The sequence below is a fragment of the Janthinobacterium sp. SUN033 genome, assembly GCF_030397595.1.
Classification (GTDB): domain Bacteria; phylum Pseudomonadota; class Gammaproteobacteria; order Burkholderiales; family Burkholderiaceae_D; genus Janthinobacterium; species Janthinobacterium kumbetense.
In genome coordinates this window covers 724,676-741,520 of sequence record NZ_JAPQNV010000001.1, presented here as the reverse complement: position 1 = coordinate 741,520, position 16,845 = coordinate 724,676, and the positions used below count along the sequence as shown (strand labels likewise).

The 16,845-nt window shown below is 52.3% G+C and carries 13 protein-coding genes and 4 pseudogenes; 6 read left to right on the top strand and 11 right to left on the bottom strand.

What is annotated here, in order from left to right:
- The first annotated feature begins 204 nt into the window (after positions 1-204).
- Entirely contained in the window at positions 205-1,413 is a 1,209-nt protein-coding gene (locus OX460_RS03450) for a hypothetical protein (RefSeq protein WP_289897648.1), read from the top strand.
- Positions 1,414-1,499: 86 nt separating this feature from the next.
- On the opposite strand, the gene OX460_RS03445 is transcribed toward OX460_RS03450, so the two are convergent.
- The 5 genes from OX460_RS03445 to OX460_RS03425 form a co-directional block, all read right to left on the bottom strand.
- Positions 1,500-2,066 (bottom strand): DUF2867 domain-containing protein, encoded by a 567-nt coding sequence (locus OX460_RS03445; protein ID WP_251348451.1) that lies wholly within the window; start codon positions 2,064-2,066, stop codon positions 1,500-1,502.
- A gap of 150 nt (positions 2,067-2,216) precedes the next feature.
- Entirely contained in the window at positions 2,217-3,131 is a 915-nt protein-coding gene (locus OX460_RS03440) for a DJ-1/PfpI family protein (protein WP_354669815.1), read from the bottom strand.
- Positions 3,128-4,471 (bottom strand): AarF/ABC1/UbiB kinase family protein, encoded by a 1,344-nt coding sequence (locus OX460_RS03435; RefSeq protein ID WP_289897647.1) that lies wholly within the window; start codon positions 4,469-4,471, stop codon positions 3,128-3,130. The genes OX460_RS03440 and OX460_RS03435 overlap by 4 nt, the downstream gene beginning before the upstream one ends.
- Positions 4,468-5,202, bottom strand: a complete 735-nt coding sequence (locus OX460_RS03430; RefSeq protein ID WP_251348449.1) for a TetR/AcrR family transcriptional regulator — start codon at positions 5,200-5,202, stop codon at positions 4,468-4,470. The genes OX460_RS03435 and OX460_RS03430 overlap by 4 nt, the downstream gene beginning before the upstream one ends.
- The gene (locus tag OX460_RS03425; RefSeq protein ID WP_289897646.1) at positions 5,160-5,570 is read right to left on the bottom strand and encodes a hypothetical protein; all 411 of its coding nucleotides are present in this window, start codon (positions 5,568-5,570) and stop codon (positions 5,160-5,162) included. Before OX460_RS03425 ends, OX460_RS03430 begins: the two co-directional genes overlap by 43 nt.
- A gap of 798 nt (positions 5,571-6,368) precedes the next feature.
- Between OX460_RS03425 and OX460_RS03420 the strand changes: the two genes are divergently transcribed.
- Complete coding sequence (locus OX460_RS03420) at positions 6,369-7,031, top strand: PEP-CTERM sorting domain-containing protein (protein ID WP_251348448.1); 663 nt, start codon at positions 6,369-6,371, stop codon at positions 7,029-7,031.
- A gap of 62 nt (positions 7,032-7,093) precedes the next feature.
- On the opposite strand, the pseudogene OX460_RS03415 reads toward OX460_RS03420, so the two are convergent.
- A pseudogene (locus OX460_RS03415) lies at positions 7,094-8,252 on the bottom strand (IS3 family transposase).
- Between the two features lie 554 nt (positions 8,253-8,806).
- Between OX460_RS03415 and OX460_RS03410 the strand changes: the two are divergent.
- The 3 genes and pseudogenes from OX460_RS03410 to OX460_RS03400 all read left to right on the top strand — a co-directional run.
- Positions 8,807-9,346: a hypothetical protein gene (locus OX460_RS03410; RefSeq protein WP_251348447.1), complete on the top strand. Its 540-nt coding sequence runs from the start codon at positions 8,807-8,809 to the stop codon at positions 9,344-9,346.
- Positions 9,347-10,538: 1,192 nt separating this feature from the next.
- Positions 10,539-12,197, top strand: a complete 1,659-nt coding sequence (locus OX460_RS03405; protein ID WP_289897645.1) for an alpha-glucosidase — start codon at positions 10,539-10,541, stop codon at positions 12,195-12,197.
- Positions 12,198-12,234: 37 nt separating this feature from the next.
- Positions 12,235-12,393, top strand: a pseudogene (locus OX460_RS03400) (transposase); the annotation flags it as partial.
- Positions 12,394-13,323: 930 nt separating this feature from the next.
- Here the strand turns inward: OX460_RS03400 and OX460_RS28500 are convergent.
- The 3 genes and pseudogenes from OX460_RS28500 to OX460_RS03390 form a co-directional block, all read right to left on the bottom strand.
- A complete protein-coding gene (locus OX460_RS28500) occupies positions 13,324-13,422 on the bottom strand; it encodes a hypothetical protein (protein WP_354669814.1) in 99 nt (32 codons plus the stop codon).
- Positions 13,398-13,796 (bottom strand): SOS response-associated peptidase family protein, encoded by a 399-nt coding sequence (locus OX460_RS03395; RefSeq protein WP_289898427.1) that lies wholly within the window; start codon positions 13,794-13,796, stop codon positions 13,398-13,400. The genes OX460_RS28500 and OX460_RS03395 overlap by 25 nt, the downstream gene beginning before the upstream one ends.
- Before the next feature lie 5 nt (positions 13,797-13,801).
- Positions 13,802-13,957: pseudogene (locus OX460_RS03390) on the bottom strand (SOS response-associated peptidase family protein); the annotation flags it as partial.
- Positions 13,958-14,118: 161 nt separating this feature from the next.
- Here OX460_RS03390 and OX460_RS03385 point away from each other — a divergent pair.
- Complete coding sequence (locus tag OX460_RS03385) at positions 14,119-15,327, top strand: HEPN domain-containing protein (RefSeq protein WP_289897644.1); 1,209 nt, start codon at positions 14,119-14,121, stop codon at positions 15,325-15,327.
- A gap of 48 nt (positions 15,328-15,375) precedes the next feature.
- Here the strand turns inward: OX460_RS03385 and OX460_RS03380 are convergent.
- A pseudogene (locus tag OX460_RS03380) lies at positions 15,376-15,702 on the bottom strand (DNA adenine methylase); the annotation flags it as partial.
- Positions 15,703-16,412: 710 nt separating this feature from the next.
- Positions 16,413-16,841 carry a hypothetical protein gene (locus tag OX460_RS03375; protein WP_289897643.1) on the bottom strand — a complete coding sequence of 143 codons (429 nt, stop codon included), beginning with the start codon at positions 16,839-16,841 and terminating at the stop codon, positions 16,413-16,415.
- Positions 16,842-16,845: the final 4 nt, after the last annotated feature.

The following is a 16,845-nucleotide window of genomic DNA, read 5'->3' as shown; positions in this document are numbered from 1 at the left end:
TTACCGTAGCATTGGCAAATTCTTCCTTCCAGCCAATATGGAAAATCCATAAAAGGAAAATGTCCTTCAAGGTCAGCCGACCCTGATTACGCGTAGCATGCTGATACCCCGCGACTGAAATCGCCGACCAGAACACAATTCTTGCGAAAAATAATGCGAAAAACTCATTCCATAATTCTTTCTATCATTTTGGCCGGCTTGGCCATGCCTGCATTGTCGGCGGATCAGCCACTATCCCTGCCGGACCGCTTGGCCGCCCTTCGCACGACTATCGCAATCGATCATGGAAAGATGGTTGGTTCCGGCGCGGCAGCATTGATAGACGCAGGTCGGGAGAGCCAATTCGTGCTCATCGGCGAGGACCATGGCATTGCAGAAATTGCGAATTTTTCGGCGGCGTATTTTGAAGAATTGGCAAGTCAAGGATTTACGACACTGATTGTCGAAAATGGGCCGGCTGTTGCTGATGCTTTGGCAAAGACGTTGAAGGCCAATACTGGCGTTGCTGGCATAGCAGCATTTAATAAGGCCTATCCGGTCGCTACTGCTTTCTACAATTGGCAAGCTGAGGCGCAATTCCTGGCCCGTTTCGCTAAAGCTGCAGGACCATCGTTCCAATTAGTGGGAATGGATCAGGAACTCATGGGCGCTTCGAAATATTTGCTCGACCAAATGGCCGGGCAACCGCTTGGTCCTTTGGCGAAATCAAAAATCGAGGCCTTCCGCAAGCTTGAAAACAATGACTATGGCCGGGCGTCGACGAGCGGAGACCCGCGTGATCTTTTCATGTTGAAAGTCAAAGAAGAGGAATTGTTCGCGCTACAGAAGCTGCTCACGGCCCCCAAGGACATGCCCGCCTTGGCGATGTTAAATTCGTTGATCGAAAGCCGCAGCATTTATAGCAAAAACATAACTCCGGGACAGGGATATTCATCCAATACACAGCGTGCCAAACTAATGAAGCGAAATGTGGCCAGCCATTTGACGCTTGCGCCTGCACAGCGAATGTTGCTGAAAGCCGGTGCAGTTCATGTATTCCGAGGTTATAACCCGCTGAGTGCCGGCAGCCGGGAGATCGGCAATTATTTGGCTGAATATGCGGAAGGCCGCGGGCAGAAATCGCTGCACGTGTTGGTGCTGGCGTCCAAAGGCCAGCAGGCGCAATTTGCTGGAATTGGACGCGCATCGGTCTCAACAGAAATCGAAAAAACCGATATCAAGTCCGCCATGGCTGGCGTATTGCCCTTCTTCGCCGCAGCGAACGAGCATAAGGAATGGTCATTGTTCGACGTGCGCCCCTTGCTGGGATCGGCGAAAACCCTGGCGAATGGAAACAGCAGTGTCCAAGGCATGATTCAGGGCTACGATTTTGTACTGGTCATTCCCGATGGGAGCGCAACGTCGGACCTGTGATAATGTCCCATGGCCTACTCTGCGTTTATATGGTCAATATTCGGTTAGCGGCAACAATGAGGTCACCGTTCTGGCTTGCGGTGCGCCTAGTCGCGCCGGTTGACCGCGCGCTCCAACAGCGAGCGCGTCAGGAGCTTATGAAACGGCATGATGATAAACAAATACACTCTTCCAAAGAGATTGTTTATTTTAACCAAGGTTGAAACCGTCACTTCCGATCCCTTCAGACTCGGTTGAATGCTTATCCAGATCCGGAAATCCAGATGCTTGTCGTCACCACCGACGACGACTTCAGTCTCCGTACTTGAAATAATCGGAAACATGCCAATCTTCCCCAGCCCGCGATCACCAAAGCTAATACTTTTCTTTAATCCGAACGGTGCGACGATTCCGTTGCGCAAAATTATCAGCAAGGTGAGCATGCGATGCGGCTCAGCGAAAACGGCGCGCCCCGCTTGCTCGGCGTCAACGTAGGTTCTATCCCCCTGACCGGAATAGCCGTCGGAGAAATCAATGTGCGTCAATCCTGACGCCGACATGGCTGCTGCCGGTGCGGAAATGAGGAAGACTTTGTTTGCTTCGTTTGTCATGAATAAAACTCTCTCTGTAAAGTGAGCGATGGTCGGACTGCGGTTGTTTTGATTGGCGCGCATTCAAGTTTGCAAACGTGCTCTGGCGGACGGAATACTTTCATCGTGGTCGCATAGGCTGGAATGCGCCATAGCGATATCAGATGGTTTGTCCTGTGAAACATGCAAATGCAGCAATGACAACGGCTGAGGTGCGGTGAAAGAAACGTAGATTCATACGGGATCGTCCTCGATTGGCAAACTGCTTGACGGAGCTTGCAAGCGGTTTTCCAATATTGCGCCAACGCCTACTTTCGGGGAGATGGCGTCTCGGATACTCGTATCAATTAGTCGTTCATAGATTGCGCTTTGGCCGGCCGGAATAAGTTCTCTAAGTGTTTCTTGACGTTTTTCCCGGCCGAACAAGGTCTCAACGACCCAACCGATTAGATACACAGCAGACAAACAGCCACCTGCGGTCGCAACATTCCCTTTGCATACCAAGGGCAAATCGAGCACGTCAATTCCCAGGGATTGCAGTTCCTCTTTGGCATCGGGATGAGTCGTGGCCGGCGCCATTGCCAGCAGACCCAACTTGGCAAGAATGAACGAGCCGGCACAGATCGATCCAATGAGCTGCGCGTTCGGGTTCAGCGAAAATGCACGCATGAAATCCGGGTTGGCGATAGCGCCTTTCACTCCAACTTTACCGCTGGAAAACAATACAACGTCTGCGTCATTCGCTTCGCTGATGCACCCGTGGGTCTTGATAACAAGGCCGTTTGCGGATTGGTGTTCTTCCTGTGTTCCCAATATCTTCACTTGCCAGTCCGTCTTATTCCTCCCGAGGATGTCCCACATCAAGAACAAATCCAAATCGGTAAAATGATCAAAAATCACGATGACTATTTTTTTCATGTTGCGCTCCGCCGTTTGCGTCGATTCAAAATGAGACCACGGACGAGCAACACTTTTTTTGAGTCCGCAGTTGGGAATTAGCCCACCAAATCTCTGTTTATGAAGTACTTTTTTTCCTGATTGGACGGGCTTCAGTGCTGGCCCGCCAGGAATTGCGCCGGCGCGGCGTGGCTGCTGCCAAGCATGATGAAGAGCGCGCATCCCGTAAGCAGAAATATCGTATTCACTCAACGAATCCAGGGGTTGGTGGTGCGCACACGTGCACCGAGGGTTTTGAGAAGCTGGAGCAGACCTAAATAGGCCCGGTCGACATAGGGCAGTTCCTTCGGCAAGGACTGCAGATGCCAAAGTGCCTGGCGATGATGTTCGGCTGATGGACGTGGGTATGGCGGGTGGTGCGTAAAGTCATACACCGCCACGGTAAACGGCAACTTCTGCCAGGCATGCCGCTCGGCCATTGCCGGCAGCAGTTGCTGGCAAAAGTCCTGCTCATTCAGATGCGGCCCAATCAGGCCCAGGTCCCGATAGGCCTGCTGCATGGCACGGTGGTCCGCCGGGTCGCGCAACTGTGCCGACCAGAGCGCGCTGAGCGCTTGGCAAAAATCAGCGTCCAGCGCGCGGGTGCAGCCAAAGTCCAGCAGGCCCAGTCGGCCGTCCGGCATGAACAGATAGTTGCCCGGATGCGGGTCGGCTTGCAAGCGGTGCAGCACAAAGGTGCAATGAAAGAAGGTATCAAACAGCAACTGACCAGCCTGATCACGTGCGTTTTGATCGGGTTCGGTCAGCAACCATTCGTTGAGATGCAATCCCGGCAGGCGTTGCATGGTCAGCACGCGGCGTGTGGTGCGGCCCATTACCGGCTGGGGGACCACCAGGCCCGGCAGCGTGAGATGCTGTGCAAACCATTGCATGGTCTGTGCCTCATGCAAATAGTCCAGTTCCTCGGCCAGTTTCTGTTCGATGTCATCCATCATGCGCGCGATGATATCGGCTTTGAGCAACATATCCGAGCGTTCCCCCAAGGCTTGCAGCAGGCTGCGTAGCATACGCATGTCGCTGCCGATGGAGTCCGCCATTCCGGGGTATTGGAGCTTGACGGCCACTGCCAGACCGTCGGCCATGACGGCGGCGTGGACCTGCCCCAGACTGGCGGCAGCAAAGGCGACAGGCTCGAATTGCTGGAACAGGGCTTGCGGATCCTGGCCAAACTCCTGGCGCATCACTTTGATCACCAACGCGCGGTTCAGCGGCGTGACCTGGTAGTGGGCGCGAGCCAGTTCCTGGCGCACGCCCTCGGGTAAAAAGCCCAGTTCCATGCTGAGCAGCTGCGAGGCTTTGAGTGCCGTGCCCTTGAGCTGATTCAACGCGGCAAACAGGATGCGCCCGAGTTCCGCCTCATGTGCCATGCGGGCCTGATCCGTTTTCGCCTCGTCGCACGTGATCGACTTGGCCTTATGGCCCAGGTGGGTCAGCCCGGCCCGCGCCACTGCCATACCGACAATCGCCCCACGCGAAAGACGCCCGGTACGCGGCAACTGCGAAACTGTGTTCGTCTTGGTCGTGGGCGTCATGAACGTACCCCTCCCAGCCCGCGGCGGGCCAATTGCAGCAGATCCAGCAAGCCATTGCCGTCTTGCATCAGGCGCGCAAGCTGGCTGCGCACCATGAAACCTCCCAGCTCCAGCAGCTTGTCCACCAGGCCGCTGCGCAAGGCTAATACCAGCACGCCCAGGCTCAAATCGACCATTTGCGTGGTGTTGGTAAATTGGTCGGAGGTGTCGCGTAGCCAGTACGCAATGACGCCGTACACATAGTCGGCCAACAGTCCAGCCAGGCTGGGCTTGAAGCCGCAAGACACGATTTCACCGCTCGTCTCGGCCTGCTCCAGCATCTGGACGAAGGTTTGCCGGAGCAAAGGCTTGCCGGGTAGTTGCTCGCCCAACAGCAGCGTGGGAGTGCGCTCCACCATGCCGCGCGCCAGACCCACAAATTCACGGTCGGCCAGCAAACCTTCCAGCAGACTGTTGACTACCAGTTGCAGACGTTCCTGCAGCGAAAATTCGTTCTGCCCCTCCGTCTTGTCGGCCTGCGCCACTGCGTCTGCAATTGCTTGCTCAAAATAGGCGGTTACCAGTTTCTCCTTGGTAGGGAAGTATTTGTAGATGGTGGCATCACCCACGTCGGCGGCACGCGCGATCTGCTTCATCGTGGTGCCCTCAAACCCATGCTGGGTCATCAGGTCTACTGCGGTCTGAATGATCAGCCGATGGTTTTTTGCTTGTTGGGCTTTGGAAGTACGCATGATCGAAATTTGAAGAAGAGTGGAATGTCGGGGGCAAAACAATCAAGTCTGGCCCCACCATGTAAGAAGTGCGACGGCGAGCAGGCAGACTCAGCCGGAATGCCGGGCCCTGGAACCAAAAAATACCAAGGCCGCCCCGGCCAGCCCAACCGCAGCAGAACGGCGGCAATACAGAGGCCGAAGACGGTCAGTGCATGCCGGCTGGCCCCTTGTATGCGTACCTGCCACTCAAGGAGCACGCCGCCGCCATTGCTTGGCGCCAGTTTGCCGCACCGGAGTCGATTGAAGATGAGTTTTTCTCCCCAAACGGAGTGAATCATAGCGACCAGGCCGATCGTTGCCCTTGCAGCCACAAAATATTCATTCATATTTGCCATACCCCTTGGCATTACCTCATGCCCTGCATTGCGACACCAACATACGATATCTACTATCGATTAAAGCAATGTAATGCACTTGCATTGAGTAGTCAATGAGTATTGCTTAATAAAAGGGAGGATGAATTAAAGGCATGGGTTCATGCTGCAATCCATCGAACTTAGCAGCGCCGCGCCTCAGCACGGCTTCTGACTTAGTGATTTGTGCGATTTCGGACGTGGGACTCGAGGCTTCGATTTGATGATGCCTGGGTGGTGCGAGTAGTTGCGGTAGGCAATGAATCGCAGTGCGTCGAGCAGACGCTTGGCGATGTCTGCGCCGAGCAGCAGTGCAAGCAGTAGCGGTTTGAGGATGGAGTGGCGGCTGCGCGGTTGATGCGCCACGCCGGCGGCAGCACCACCTCGCGCAATGCCGTTCCGGTCGCACCGGTCGGGGCGGCCAGCGAGACTATCCGCTCGTCATCGTCTGAGCGCAGGAAGTCGCACACACGCAAAGCCGGTGTTACCGCCTTTTTCAAGGCGCACGCAGATGCCGACACCGCGCTCGTTGAGTGCGGCGCCCAACCAGCACGATGGATAGTCTCCGTGACCATGGGGAAAGCCACCCTGCTCCGATATGTGCCGCGACGACGCTGGCATACGATACGGCATCGTGCAGGCTGGCGCCGGCTTCAATCGTAAGCATAGGAAATCCTTCATTCTTAATAAAAATTTAATTGGTGCAATTTTTCAATAAAATTGTCGTATAATTAATTTCGGTATCTTTTTAACATCAAAATAGGGGAAATGATGAACTTATACACAGCTATCAAAGTTGCACTGCCGAGCATTATTTTGTGCGCCTCCTTCCATGTACAAGCAACAACCTTTTCCAACGAGTTCAACGGTGGCGAACTAGGTTACTTGGGCGCAGTAGGTTCGACTACTTATGGAGAAACCTTTACTTCTCCAGGCGGAGTGCTGAACGATTTCACCCTCTATGCATCTTCCGGTTATGGCACTTCAAATTCTGGCACCGGCTATGTCGGATTCGGGATTGCAGCATGGGACGGAACCAAAGCCGTCGGTCCCGCCTTGTACACGAGTGCTCCAATCCCATACAGTGGCAAAACTAAAGCATTTGAAGCAACCGGACTCAATCTGGCATTGCCACTTAATAAAGAATACGTAGCATACTTAACAGTTGCAGGCATCCAGAATCCAGTGTATTACGTCAGGATGCAAGGATCCAACAACAATGGCGAGTTAACAGGGAACCACGTTTATTCGAATGCCGTGGATCCCCTTAACGCAAGTCAGCCGTGGGGCGTGGACAAGACGTATTACATGAGATTTACGGCAAGTTTCACAAATAACACCATTCCTGTTCCTGAGCCAGAAACCTACGCCATGTTACTGGCCGGCTTGGGCATAGTCGGTTTCGCTGGCCGACGCAGGTTTAAGTCGGCTTGATGGTGACGGCCAAAACGTAATTCTTGGCCGCTTTCGTCGGCCTCTGGGCTGATGTGTAGTGGTCAACCCATCCCGGACACTACGTTAAGTTTTTCTTCGGCGACGGCCGGTGCCAGTCCCTGGTTGAACTGATGTGGTCGTATCCAGTTATACCGGTGCATCAGGTAGTGGCTGATGTCCCGTTGTGCTTCCTGTGCCGTCATGTAACCGGTTGACGGCAGCCATTCCGTTTTGAAACTGCGGAACAGGCGCTCCATCGGGGCGTTATCCCAACAATTTCCCCGACGGCTCATGCTCTGTCATATCCGATAGCGCCACAAGCGCTGGCGGAATTTTCGGCTGGCGTACTGGCTTCCCGGATCTGATTGAAACAGCCCCCCCTGCTGTCGACCTCGCTGCTCGTAAGCCATTTCCAGCGCTTGCACAACAAGGTCGGCGTCGGGTCGTCGCGAGAATGCCCAGCCCACCGCTCGGCGAGCGAATAAATCCAACACCACTGCCAAGTAATACCATTGGCCTTGCGCCCAGACATAGGTGATGTCCCCGCACCAGACCTGATTTGGCGCCTCCACTGTGAATTCACGGTTGAGGTGGTTCGGAATATCGACACGCTCCACCGTAGCCTGCTTATAGGCATGACTGCCAGGCTGTTTGCAGACCAGCCCCAACTCCTCCATCAAACGAGTGACTTTGAAACGGCCAATTGCCGTGCCTTCCTCGCGCATCATGCCCTTGATGCTGCGACTTCCCGCCGAACTGCGACTCTCGACAAACAGCTCGTGCACGCGGCTACGCAATGCCATGCGCTCAACATCAATGTGGCGGACGCGCTCCCGATGCGCATACAGGCATGACCGCGCCACGTCGAACACCGCGCAGATCAACTCGATTGATTCGTCACCACAAATCTGATCGATTACCTCGTACGTTCTATCCCTTCCGACATCAAGAGCGCGGTAGCCTTTTTTAAAATGGACTTCTCCCGCTCGAGACGCTCAATACGTGCTTCGAGTTCCGGTATTCGCTGCTGATCAGGCGCCATTGCCTTACTCTGTGGCGTGATGCCTTGCCGCTCCAACTGAAGCTGCTGCACCCAGCGGCGCAGCACCGATTCGCCGATACCGACCGGCTTGCCTCCACGTGGCTGTATCCTTGATCCAGCACCAAGCATGCTGCCTGCTGTTTGAACTCAGGGGAAAACGTACGTCTTTGCTTGCTCATCAAACACCTCTCCATGGCGAGCATTCTCGCCTAAATCAGTGTCCGGGTACATTAAACCACTACAGGCCCAATCCGGGCTAGCCGATTCATACTAAAAAAACGTGTAGACCGTTTAGCGAACGATGGTAATTGGAGCAGTTCCACTTGGTGTACTGAAGTATGGAGAAACGGAGAATTTCACTGAGGCACAAATCACAGCGCTGTTTGACGCCATGCCACACTTGACCGAAGACGATCCGTACTTACTGAGCCGCAATCGGGACGATCGCACGGCAGCCGGATTGATGATTTTGCCGCTCAAGGAAAGGATCAAGAGGGCTATCGCATCAGCAGATAACATCACCGATAGCTGGAAAACGTACTTGTCCTCAGTTCGGACGGGACACCACCGATGCACATCAACGATATTTTCAAAAAAATAATATTATTACATTTGAATAGTTTGTCTTTAGTAGAAACATGTAGGATTTGTACTTCTTATATCTTGGAGCTACCAACCAGACCTCAATTTGAGATACCAGACTCAACCATTCAACCAAGTCGAAAGGAACAAGATGAAATCCCAGATGCGTCTTGCCGCAATGACCGTTTCGCTGTTGTCCGCCTCCGCCATTGCTTTGGCGCAGACTCCAAATCGATGCCCATCGCTGGCGTTTTATGGCAATGCCGCCGCCAGCGGCCTCTGCAAAAGCCTAAGCCCTGCTACGCAAAACCTGCAAGTGTGCGAATTGACGGCCGCACAACCCGACGTTCACTTGACCTTCGGCCTCCTGCCAAATGGCGTGAACCCGCCCACCCCTCTCCACCTGACAGTGCGTACTCAGGCCAACAACTGCGAACAAGCGACCAATATCGTCCGGAACGCTGCCGGAGCGTTTGTCGCGCAAAACAACGCCCTGCTCTGTGGCGTCAACCCCGTCAGCTATGTTCAACGTATGAACGCTCAAGCGATTGTCCCGGGGGCCAACGGTCAAAGCGCTTGTCGCACAGCATTCATAAACGCCCAGGCGGGTGGTAAATTGACGCCCGCAGTGGCGCAAAGCTACCTCAACGCTTGCAACACCGGGGGCGCAGCGAATGCCGCATGTCCGTGATGTGAAACGGCAAGCGCCAAAGGCGACCAGAAATGAGCTGCATTCCGAGTGCGAGCGCGTGGCCTAAACGGTCTCCCTTTCCCATAGCACAGAACCGTGAATCGCCACCAGCAACTTAGACTCTCCTGATCCATAGTTTTTTGAAATATGAAACACTGATGGATCGTGTTAAAGACCTGGGCGTCCTAGCAGACGCCTGGGGTCCAATCTAGTAGCTGCCTGATCCAACGACGTGATCGGGCTTGACCTGTCTATCCCCCTGGCCCTGCGGAGACTTCTACCGCATTCAAGCACAAGCTGCTTGAGCTTTGGCGGGTTCTACCATGCACTCTTCCGTGGCTCAACCTCTTACAACGTTAATCCCGGGTTTCGCGGAGCGCGGAGCAATCGATTCGAGGTCTCTTTCACATAATTTCTGTTCTGCAACGATGCATTTAAGTTAAAGTGTTGCGTTGACCGATTGAATCAGCAGCCAGAAGCGGTCATTGCCAGAACTTAATTGATTATTATTTTTATGTCTTTCTACATTTAAATGTTTGGAATGTTCAAAAAGCGGCAAGCGCCGCCGTCCCCGCCTACGCACGATTCTGAAGACCGTCTCTGCTTGGTTTTCATCCCTGCGCTTGTGACCGTTCTTCTCCACGCTGAAAAAACGTTGGGCAGACCATTGACACAGCCCGAAGTCATTGCTATCCGTGACAACGCGAGTTGCATGCCGATGCCCGTTTCACAAGCTGAAATGATGGAAGAGGAACGCGGCTACCCAGACATTGTCGCAGAAGCTGTCTGGCCGGAGTGGCAATCGGCGCGTCTACAGCTCGGTCAATCGTGATTATTGAGGCTCGTTACTCAGTAATCGCCCAGCGATTGTTCACCTTTAGGGTGCTGATTAGGTCAGCCGGAATCTTACCCCAGACTTAAAAACAAGTGCCTCCAACGTCCGCAAACGGAGCAGAAGCGGACGGTGTGATCGGGGTAAGTCGCTGCAGGTACCTACGACACTCCTGATCCATCGTTCTTGGCTGATGAGAAACAGATGGATCGGGTTAAGAGCCTGGGTGCCATGCCAGGCTCCAGGTATGCGGTCTCCTAGCTGCCTGATCCAACAACGAAATCGGATCTGCCCTCCCCCTGGCGATCCCTTGACACGTTGCAAGACAGTGCCGTCAATCAATAAGCGAGAAAGATAATCATGTTGGATAAGAAATGGTGGCATAACGCCGTCGTGTATCAGATCTACCCACGTAGTTTTCAAGACAGCAATCACGATGGAGTCGGTGATCTGGCCGGCATCATCGGCAGACTGGACTACTTGCAACATCTGGGAATCAACCTGATCTGGCTGTCGCCAGTGTACCGGTCGCCGATGGACGATAACGGCTATGACATCTCCGACTATCAGAATATCGCCGCTGAATTCGGCACATTGGCCGAGATGGAGCAGTTGATCGCAGAGGCGGCCAAGCGCGACATCCGTATCCTGATGGATCTTGTGGTCAACCACACCTCTGACGAGCATGCTTGGTTCGTCGAGGCGAAGAAATCCAGGGATAGCCCCTACCGTGACTACTACATCTGGCGCAATGCAGGCGCCGATGGCTCCCCGCCCGACCAGCAACGTTCGTATTTTGGCGGGAGTGCATGGGAGTACGATTCCGCCAGCGGTGAATATTACTTCCATCTGTTCTCGAAACGACAGCCGGACCTGAACTGGGAAAATCCCCAGGTGCAGGAAGAGGTGCATCGCATGATGAACTGGTGGTTGGACAAGGGCATCGGCGGCTTCCGCATGGATGTGATCGATCTCATCGGCAAACAGGTCGACCAGCAGATCATCGCCAACGGCGCACGACTGCACCCGCTGCTGCAGCAAATGCACCAAGCGACCTTGGCGGCACGCGATGTCTTGTCGGTGGGCGAGACTTGGAGCGCCACCCCGGAGACAGCCAAGCTGTATTCCGACCCGGCGCGTCAGGAGCTGTCGATGGTCTTCCAGTTTGAGCACATCACCATGACCCACGATACCAGGGAGGGGAAATGGAAGCCGCGGCCGTTCGATCTGATCGAATTCAAGCAGATCATCGGTAAGTGGCAGACCGAGCTGGCCGATGCCGGCTGGAATTCGCTGTTCTGGAATAACCACGACCTGCCGCGCGCCGTGTCCAAATACGGCGACCCCGGCCGTTACCGGGTCGAATCGGCCAAGATGCTGGCCACCGCGCTACATTTTCTCAAGGGCACCCCCTACGTCTATCAAGGCGAGGAAATAGGCATGACCAATGTACGTTTCGATTCTATCGACGACTATCGCGACATCGAATCGCTCAACCTCTACCGTGAACGCACGGCCGCCGGCGTGCCACCGGAGACGATGATGGCCGGCATCCACGCTAACGGGCGGGACAATGCACGCACCCCCATGCAGTGGAACAGCACACACAACGCCGGCTTCAGTACTGGCACACCATGGCTCAAGCTGAATCCCAACTACCCGGAGATCAACGTCGCGGCCGCACTGGAACAACCCGATTCGGTCTTCTTCCACTACCAGAAGCTGATCGAACTGCGCAAGCACTGGGACGTCATGGTTTACGGAAATTACCTGCCGTTGCTGGAGCAGCATCCGCAGGTATTCGCCTACCGGCGCAGCTTGGGAAGCCAACAGCTGGTTGTCGTCAACAACTTCTCCGGCGAACACGTCGAACTGGATCTGCCGGCAATGCTGCACGGCATTGCCGGGCAAGGCTTGATCAGCAACTATGCCCAGCGTGACAGCTGGACCGACCACCTCAGCCTGCAGCCATACGAATCGTTTGCTATCGCGTATGTATGTGAGGCGGGGGGCGGGTAAAGCGTTGTGGTGCAATCACATCGAGTCGCACGAACGCCTGGGTAAATGGCGCTGGGTAGTCGAATGCACGCTGGGCTGGCTGCACCGCTTCCGCCGATTACGCATCCGCTACGAACGCCGTGCCGATATCCGCCAGGCGCTTCTCTCGCTTGCCTGCATACTCATCTGCTGGAGATACATTCAGCGGTTTTGTTAGGCGTCCTTAGTGTACGAACTTGTTGCTTTGAAAGCAAGGAAGAGGACTGTCAGGCGTTCTAAGCCAGCTTGATGTGAAAACGGCCGCAGGAAGCGGCCGTATCGTTGAGGCTAGGCAGTGGATTAAAAATCCCATTGCCCCAAGTTTGCCCCAAGCTCGTATTCAGACAAGATGTAACATTCTAAATCATTGAATACAAAAGAAAATTCTGGTGGGAAGTGCAAGTTTCGAACTTGCGACCCCTGCAGTGTGAATGCCATTGAAAGCGCCATTTTGCAGGGTTCTCACAGGGAGAGTTTCGTCATGACTATCAAGAGAAGTCGCGAAATTGCACCAAATTACACAGGAAATTACACAGGGCTGAAATGCTCAAAAGCAATGGAGTTACATCGACCTGCAATTCCAGATATGACTATTGGACGAAACAAGGAAGGGTATGCCAGCACTGGCTGACACCACGACTATACCGACACGAGGATGGGGGCGCGGGAGATCCTGCCTTAATTGCCGAAAAATCCAAATGAACAGCCTCCCCCAAGCATGCCCCTCCATCCCCGATATGCCGCGAGATAAATGTAATATTTCCAACAAACCGCTGGCTGCGGTGTAATCTGTACATATAGGCAGTATGCAAACATCCACAACTTGGGAGGATATATGCCTTGCATTGATCATGAATACAAGAATTGTCCCGCTTATATTGAATTGGCCGACGGTAAGTATTGCACAGTACCGGGATGCCAACGTCAAAAGGCCATCACCCAAACCTCCAAAGCCTTGTTCGAGCACCTGAACAATGATTTGGAGGATGTTGTCATTCCTGGCAAGACAGGCGGTAGACAGGGCACGATCTAAGAGGGCACGGACGTCGACAGTACCATGCTCGTTAAAAGTTGCACCGAGATATCAAAATCTAGCGCAACTACTTGGTTATAACTCTCGGCAACTCCAGCTCGCTGCGTAGCGAGGCGCTCTATTTTCTGAAAGCATAGCCCACCGCCGCGTCAGGTCTGCCGAACCCAGACGCACCGTATTACGGCAATTACGTTTGCTTGTGATATCCAGCGCGGCAATTGCCAAACCGGAGCGCACCCTTCCCCACTCGTCTCCGCCACCAGAGAACCGTCCAACCAACTTAGGCACTGATCAGGATCAAGGCTCATCACCATGCGCTTTTCGTCATCGGGCTTGTGGAAGCGCTGCATCAGCGGATGCCCGTCGGCGTTGATAGTCAGCATCGAGAACGACAGCAACTGATCCTCTGGGCGGTACTCCCATATGCCGGCTCTGGCCACCGGGCCACCGTCGGCACGCTCGATGCGCCAGCGCACGGGCTTGCCATTTCGTAGTTGGGTTCGAAGAAGTTGGCGGCCGGGATGATGCAGAACTGCTTGCGCTTCCATGCGCTGCGGAAGGATGGTTTGCTGGCCATCGTCTCGGTGCGGGCGTTGTAGGTCTGGCGGGCCAGCTTGTGGTCTGCCCAGTGGGGTACCATGCCGAACATTGCGGGGGCGACTTCTAGCTCGTTGGGTACCTCATGCGAGCTGCGCAGGATTGGTGCCATGTAACAGGGCCATGCCTCTGGCGGCAGGTCGAGCAGCGAGAATCCGGTCCTAAAACATTGCTCGATCAGCTCACTACGTGTGCATAATTACGAAAGTTGATAAAATTAAATCGATCCCAGCAACATCAATATATAACCTATCATAAGAAATTAATCAATAAATGACAACACTCATACACCCCAACGCAAGAGAAAAAATAGAAAAAATCCTGCATGGAATTTTAAAAAATTACAAAAAACAAGGAGTGATGCCAATCCTCCGGCCGACGGAACTAAAAAATCTCTCTACCGAAATTTTCAAAAACCAAGAAATAGCCTCGATTTTTGATTATAGTGATTTATATTGGTTAATACTAGAAAATCTCCAGCTTTCTGTGCAATACGGAGAGCCCACATTCCTGGCACCACCCGAAGAATCGCGAATAACGGATGAAGAATGTAAGGAATTCTCAAAAAAGGTTCTATCTACAATCGATTCACTGCCAATTACATATGAAATACATTTTGATGTTCCATTTATTAAATTTGGAAAATCACAATACATTTCAGAAGACATATCTTATATCACAGGCATCGGAATAGAAAATAGAGGCAACACAAATAGTATAGAATTTAAAAACTATTTGAAGATTAAAAGCTCTGGATATGCGACTACGGACAAAAACCAATCGGCGATTCATGACGCACTTTCAAAAATGAAAATATTCATGGAATTAGGCAGATTAACTGGATTTTTAAAAAAGCCAATGTTCGCAATTCCTGAAAGAAAAAGATTTGGAATTAGTTTGCCAGATATCGACTTTGCAACTGTAAAAAGAACGGGCTGTGAAGATCAAACGTTCAAGGCACGACTGGGCCTTAGCACATCAAACTATTTAGGGAAAATTACTAGCTACAACTCATCTGCGGAAAACAAAACAAAAAGCGCTGGCTCACAAGATTTATCCAAGTTAGTTGCCATTTATAAAATAATAGAAGAAAAAACAAACTTAGAAAACTGCAAGGGCATAAGAAGTGCGCTAGAATGGTCATTTGATGCTGAAGCTGATGATGATGAGCGAATTAAATTTATTAAAAAATGTATTGCTCTGGAAGCTTCACTTGGAGAAGGCAATGAAAACGGATCAATCACTGAGCGGCTCTCAGATAGGTGTGCTTTTACAATTGGAAAAACACCAACCGAAAGAAAGGAAATAAGGGACTCCGTACGTGATATATATAAAATTCGTTCAAAATTTGTTCACGGCGAGGTTTCGAAGTTCGATTCTGAGCAGAAGAAATTAGCATCTTCCTGCGCAACCTTCTTGGACAAAGTATTAAACGCAGAGTTGGATTCTCTTTGCCAATGGATCGAAACTAAAAATAAATAATTTCCAAGCCATATATTTCTCTCCTTTAATATTAAATATCAATGCATGCTGCTGCAGGTAGAAAAAGCGGGCCGCACGCTGCAAGTCCGTCAGGGTATGCGGCGGCGTGTTCTGCAGCCACTTGAACACCTCGCGGCTCGATAGCGCCCATTTGAACTGGCGCACGAACTCTTCCAGGTGATTCTTGACAACGCGGTACAGGTTGATCAGCTCGCCGTTGACGTCGTTCAGCACCTCGGCCGGCGGCCGCATGAAGTACAACGCAGCGCCGCCGGCAAAAACCTCGACGTAGCAAGAGTGTGGCGGAAATTGCGGAATGATGCGGTCGGCCAAACGTCGTTTGCCGCCAATCCAGGGGATGATTGGAAAAGCCAAAAGGTGAACCTCCTAATGTTAGAGTCAAACTCCCCTCTCCCGGAGGCAGCATGAGCCTATTTGGTTCACTGGCCTAACCAGCTGGCCCAGGCTGATTGTCGCTGTTGGCGCAGCGACAATCAGTGCTTCATACGATGGCACTACATGCTGTACACCTATACCGATGAAATTGGAGAGATGGAACCCGGGGAAATGTCTGGGCGCAATGTTGGGCAATCATCGACTGGTAGTGGGCTGTCAATAAGCATCCGCTACGTGGAATAGAATTTGTTCGCTGCATAAGTTTCGAATCGCATATCATCTTTTTCGGTGTTACCCATCGCCCACGTAAAGCGAGCGCTGTTTGCGTTAGGATCCAAGTCAGGAAAGACAGCCTGCGCCTCTGCTAGACTGGCGAATTTCTGCACGCCGGTACCATTTTCGGTAACCTGGCCATTTTCTACGCCGCAAACGACCACGGCAACGTCTCGACTCCAATTTCTGCACATACCAATTCCCAAAAAGTTGAAATTATCATCTCGGCATATGCCGCTCAGCAAAACCTAGGGAATTTTCGCTTATCGGCACAATAGTCTCTGTATTTTCATCTACAGCCAGTCACCATGACATCAAGCTTTCCTTCGTAGCGTCACCACTAAATACCTTGGAAAATATTTTCATAAATTAGATATTGAGAATTTATTGAAATAAACAATATAGATAGACAGAAATTAAGGATGTCGCATAATTTTTAACATTATTGATGTCACACGAAAGAACGAAAGTGCAGCAAAAATACCAATGATGGCCCATACCACAGAGAACCACACAGGGAGTCTTTTAGTATTATCCAAAAGAAAAAAACCCGCCAAATCTACAGCACAAAATACCATACCGCCATACAAAGCAGTCCCGATATAATTTGTTAGGTGTGGCAAATAGCCCGTAGCACGTATCCGTCCCATCGCGCTATCACTCGGAAGTGCCATCAAGATCGCCTGAGCTGTTGCTATAAATCCTGTCAAAACGGCGCCTAGACTAAGCGCCGCCGCTAAAAACTCTTTTTCATCAACAGGTAACAGTAACGAGAAATACCACCAAAGGCAGCCAGCCACAGCGGATAAAAAAAACGGGTAATATTTCTCTACAGTCAAACTCATATTC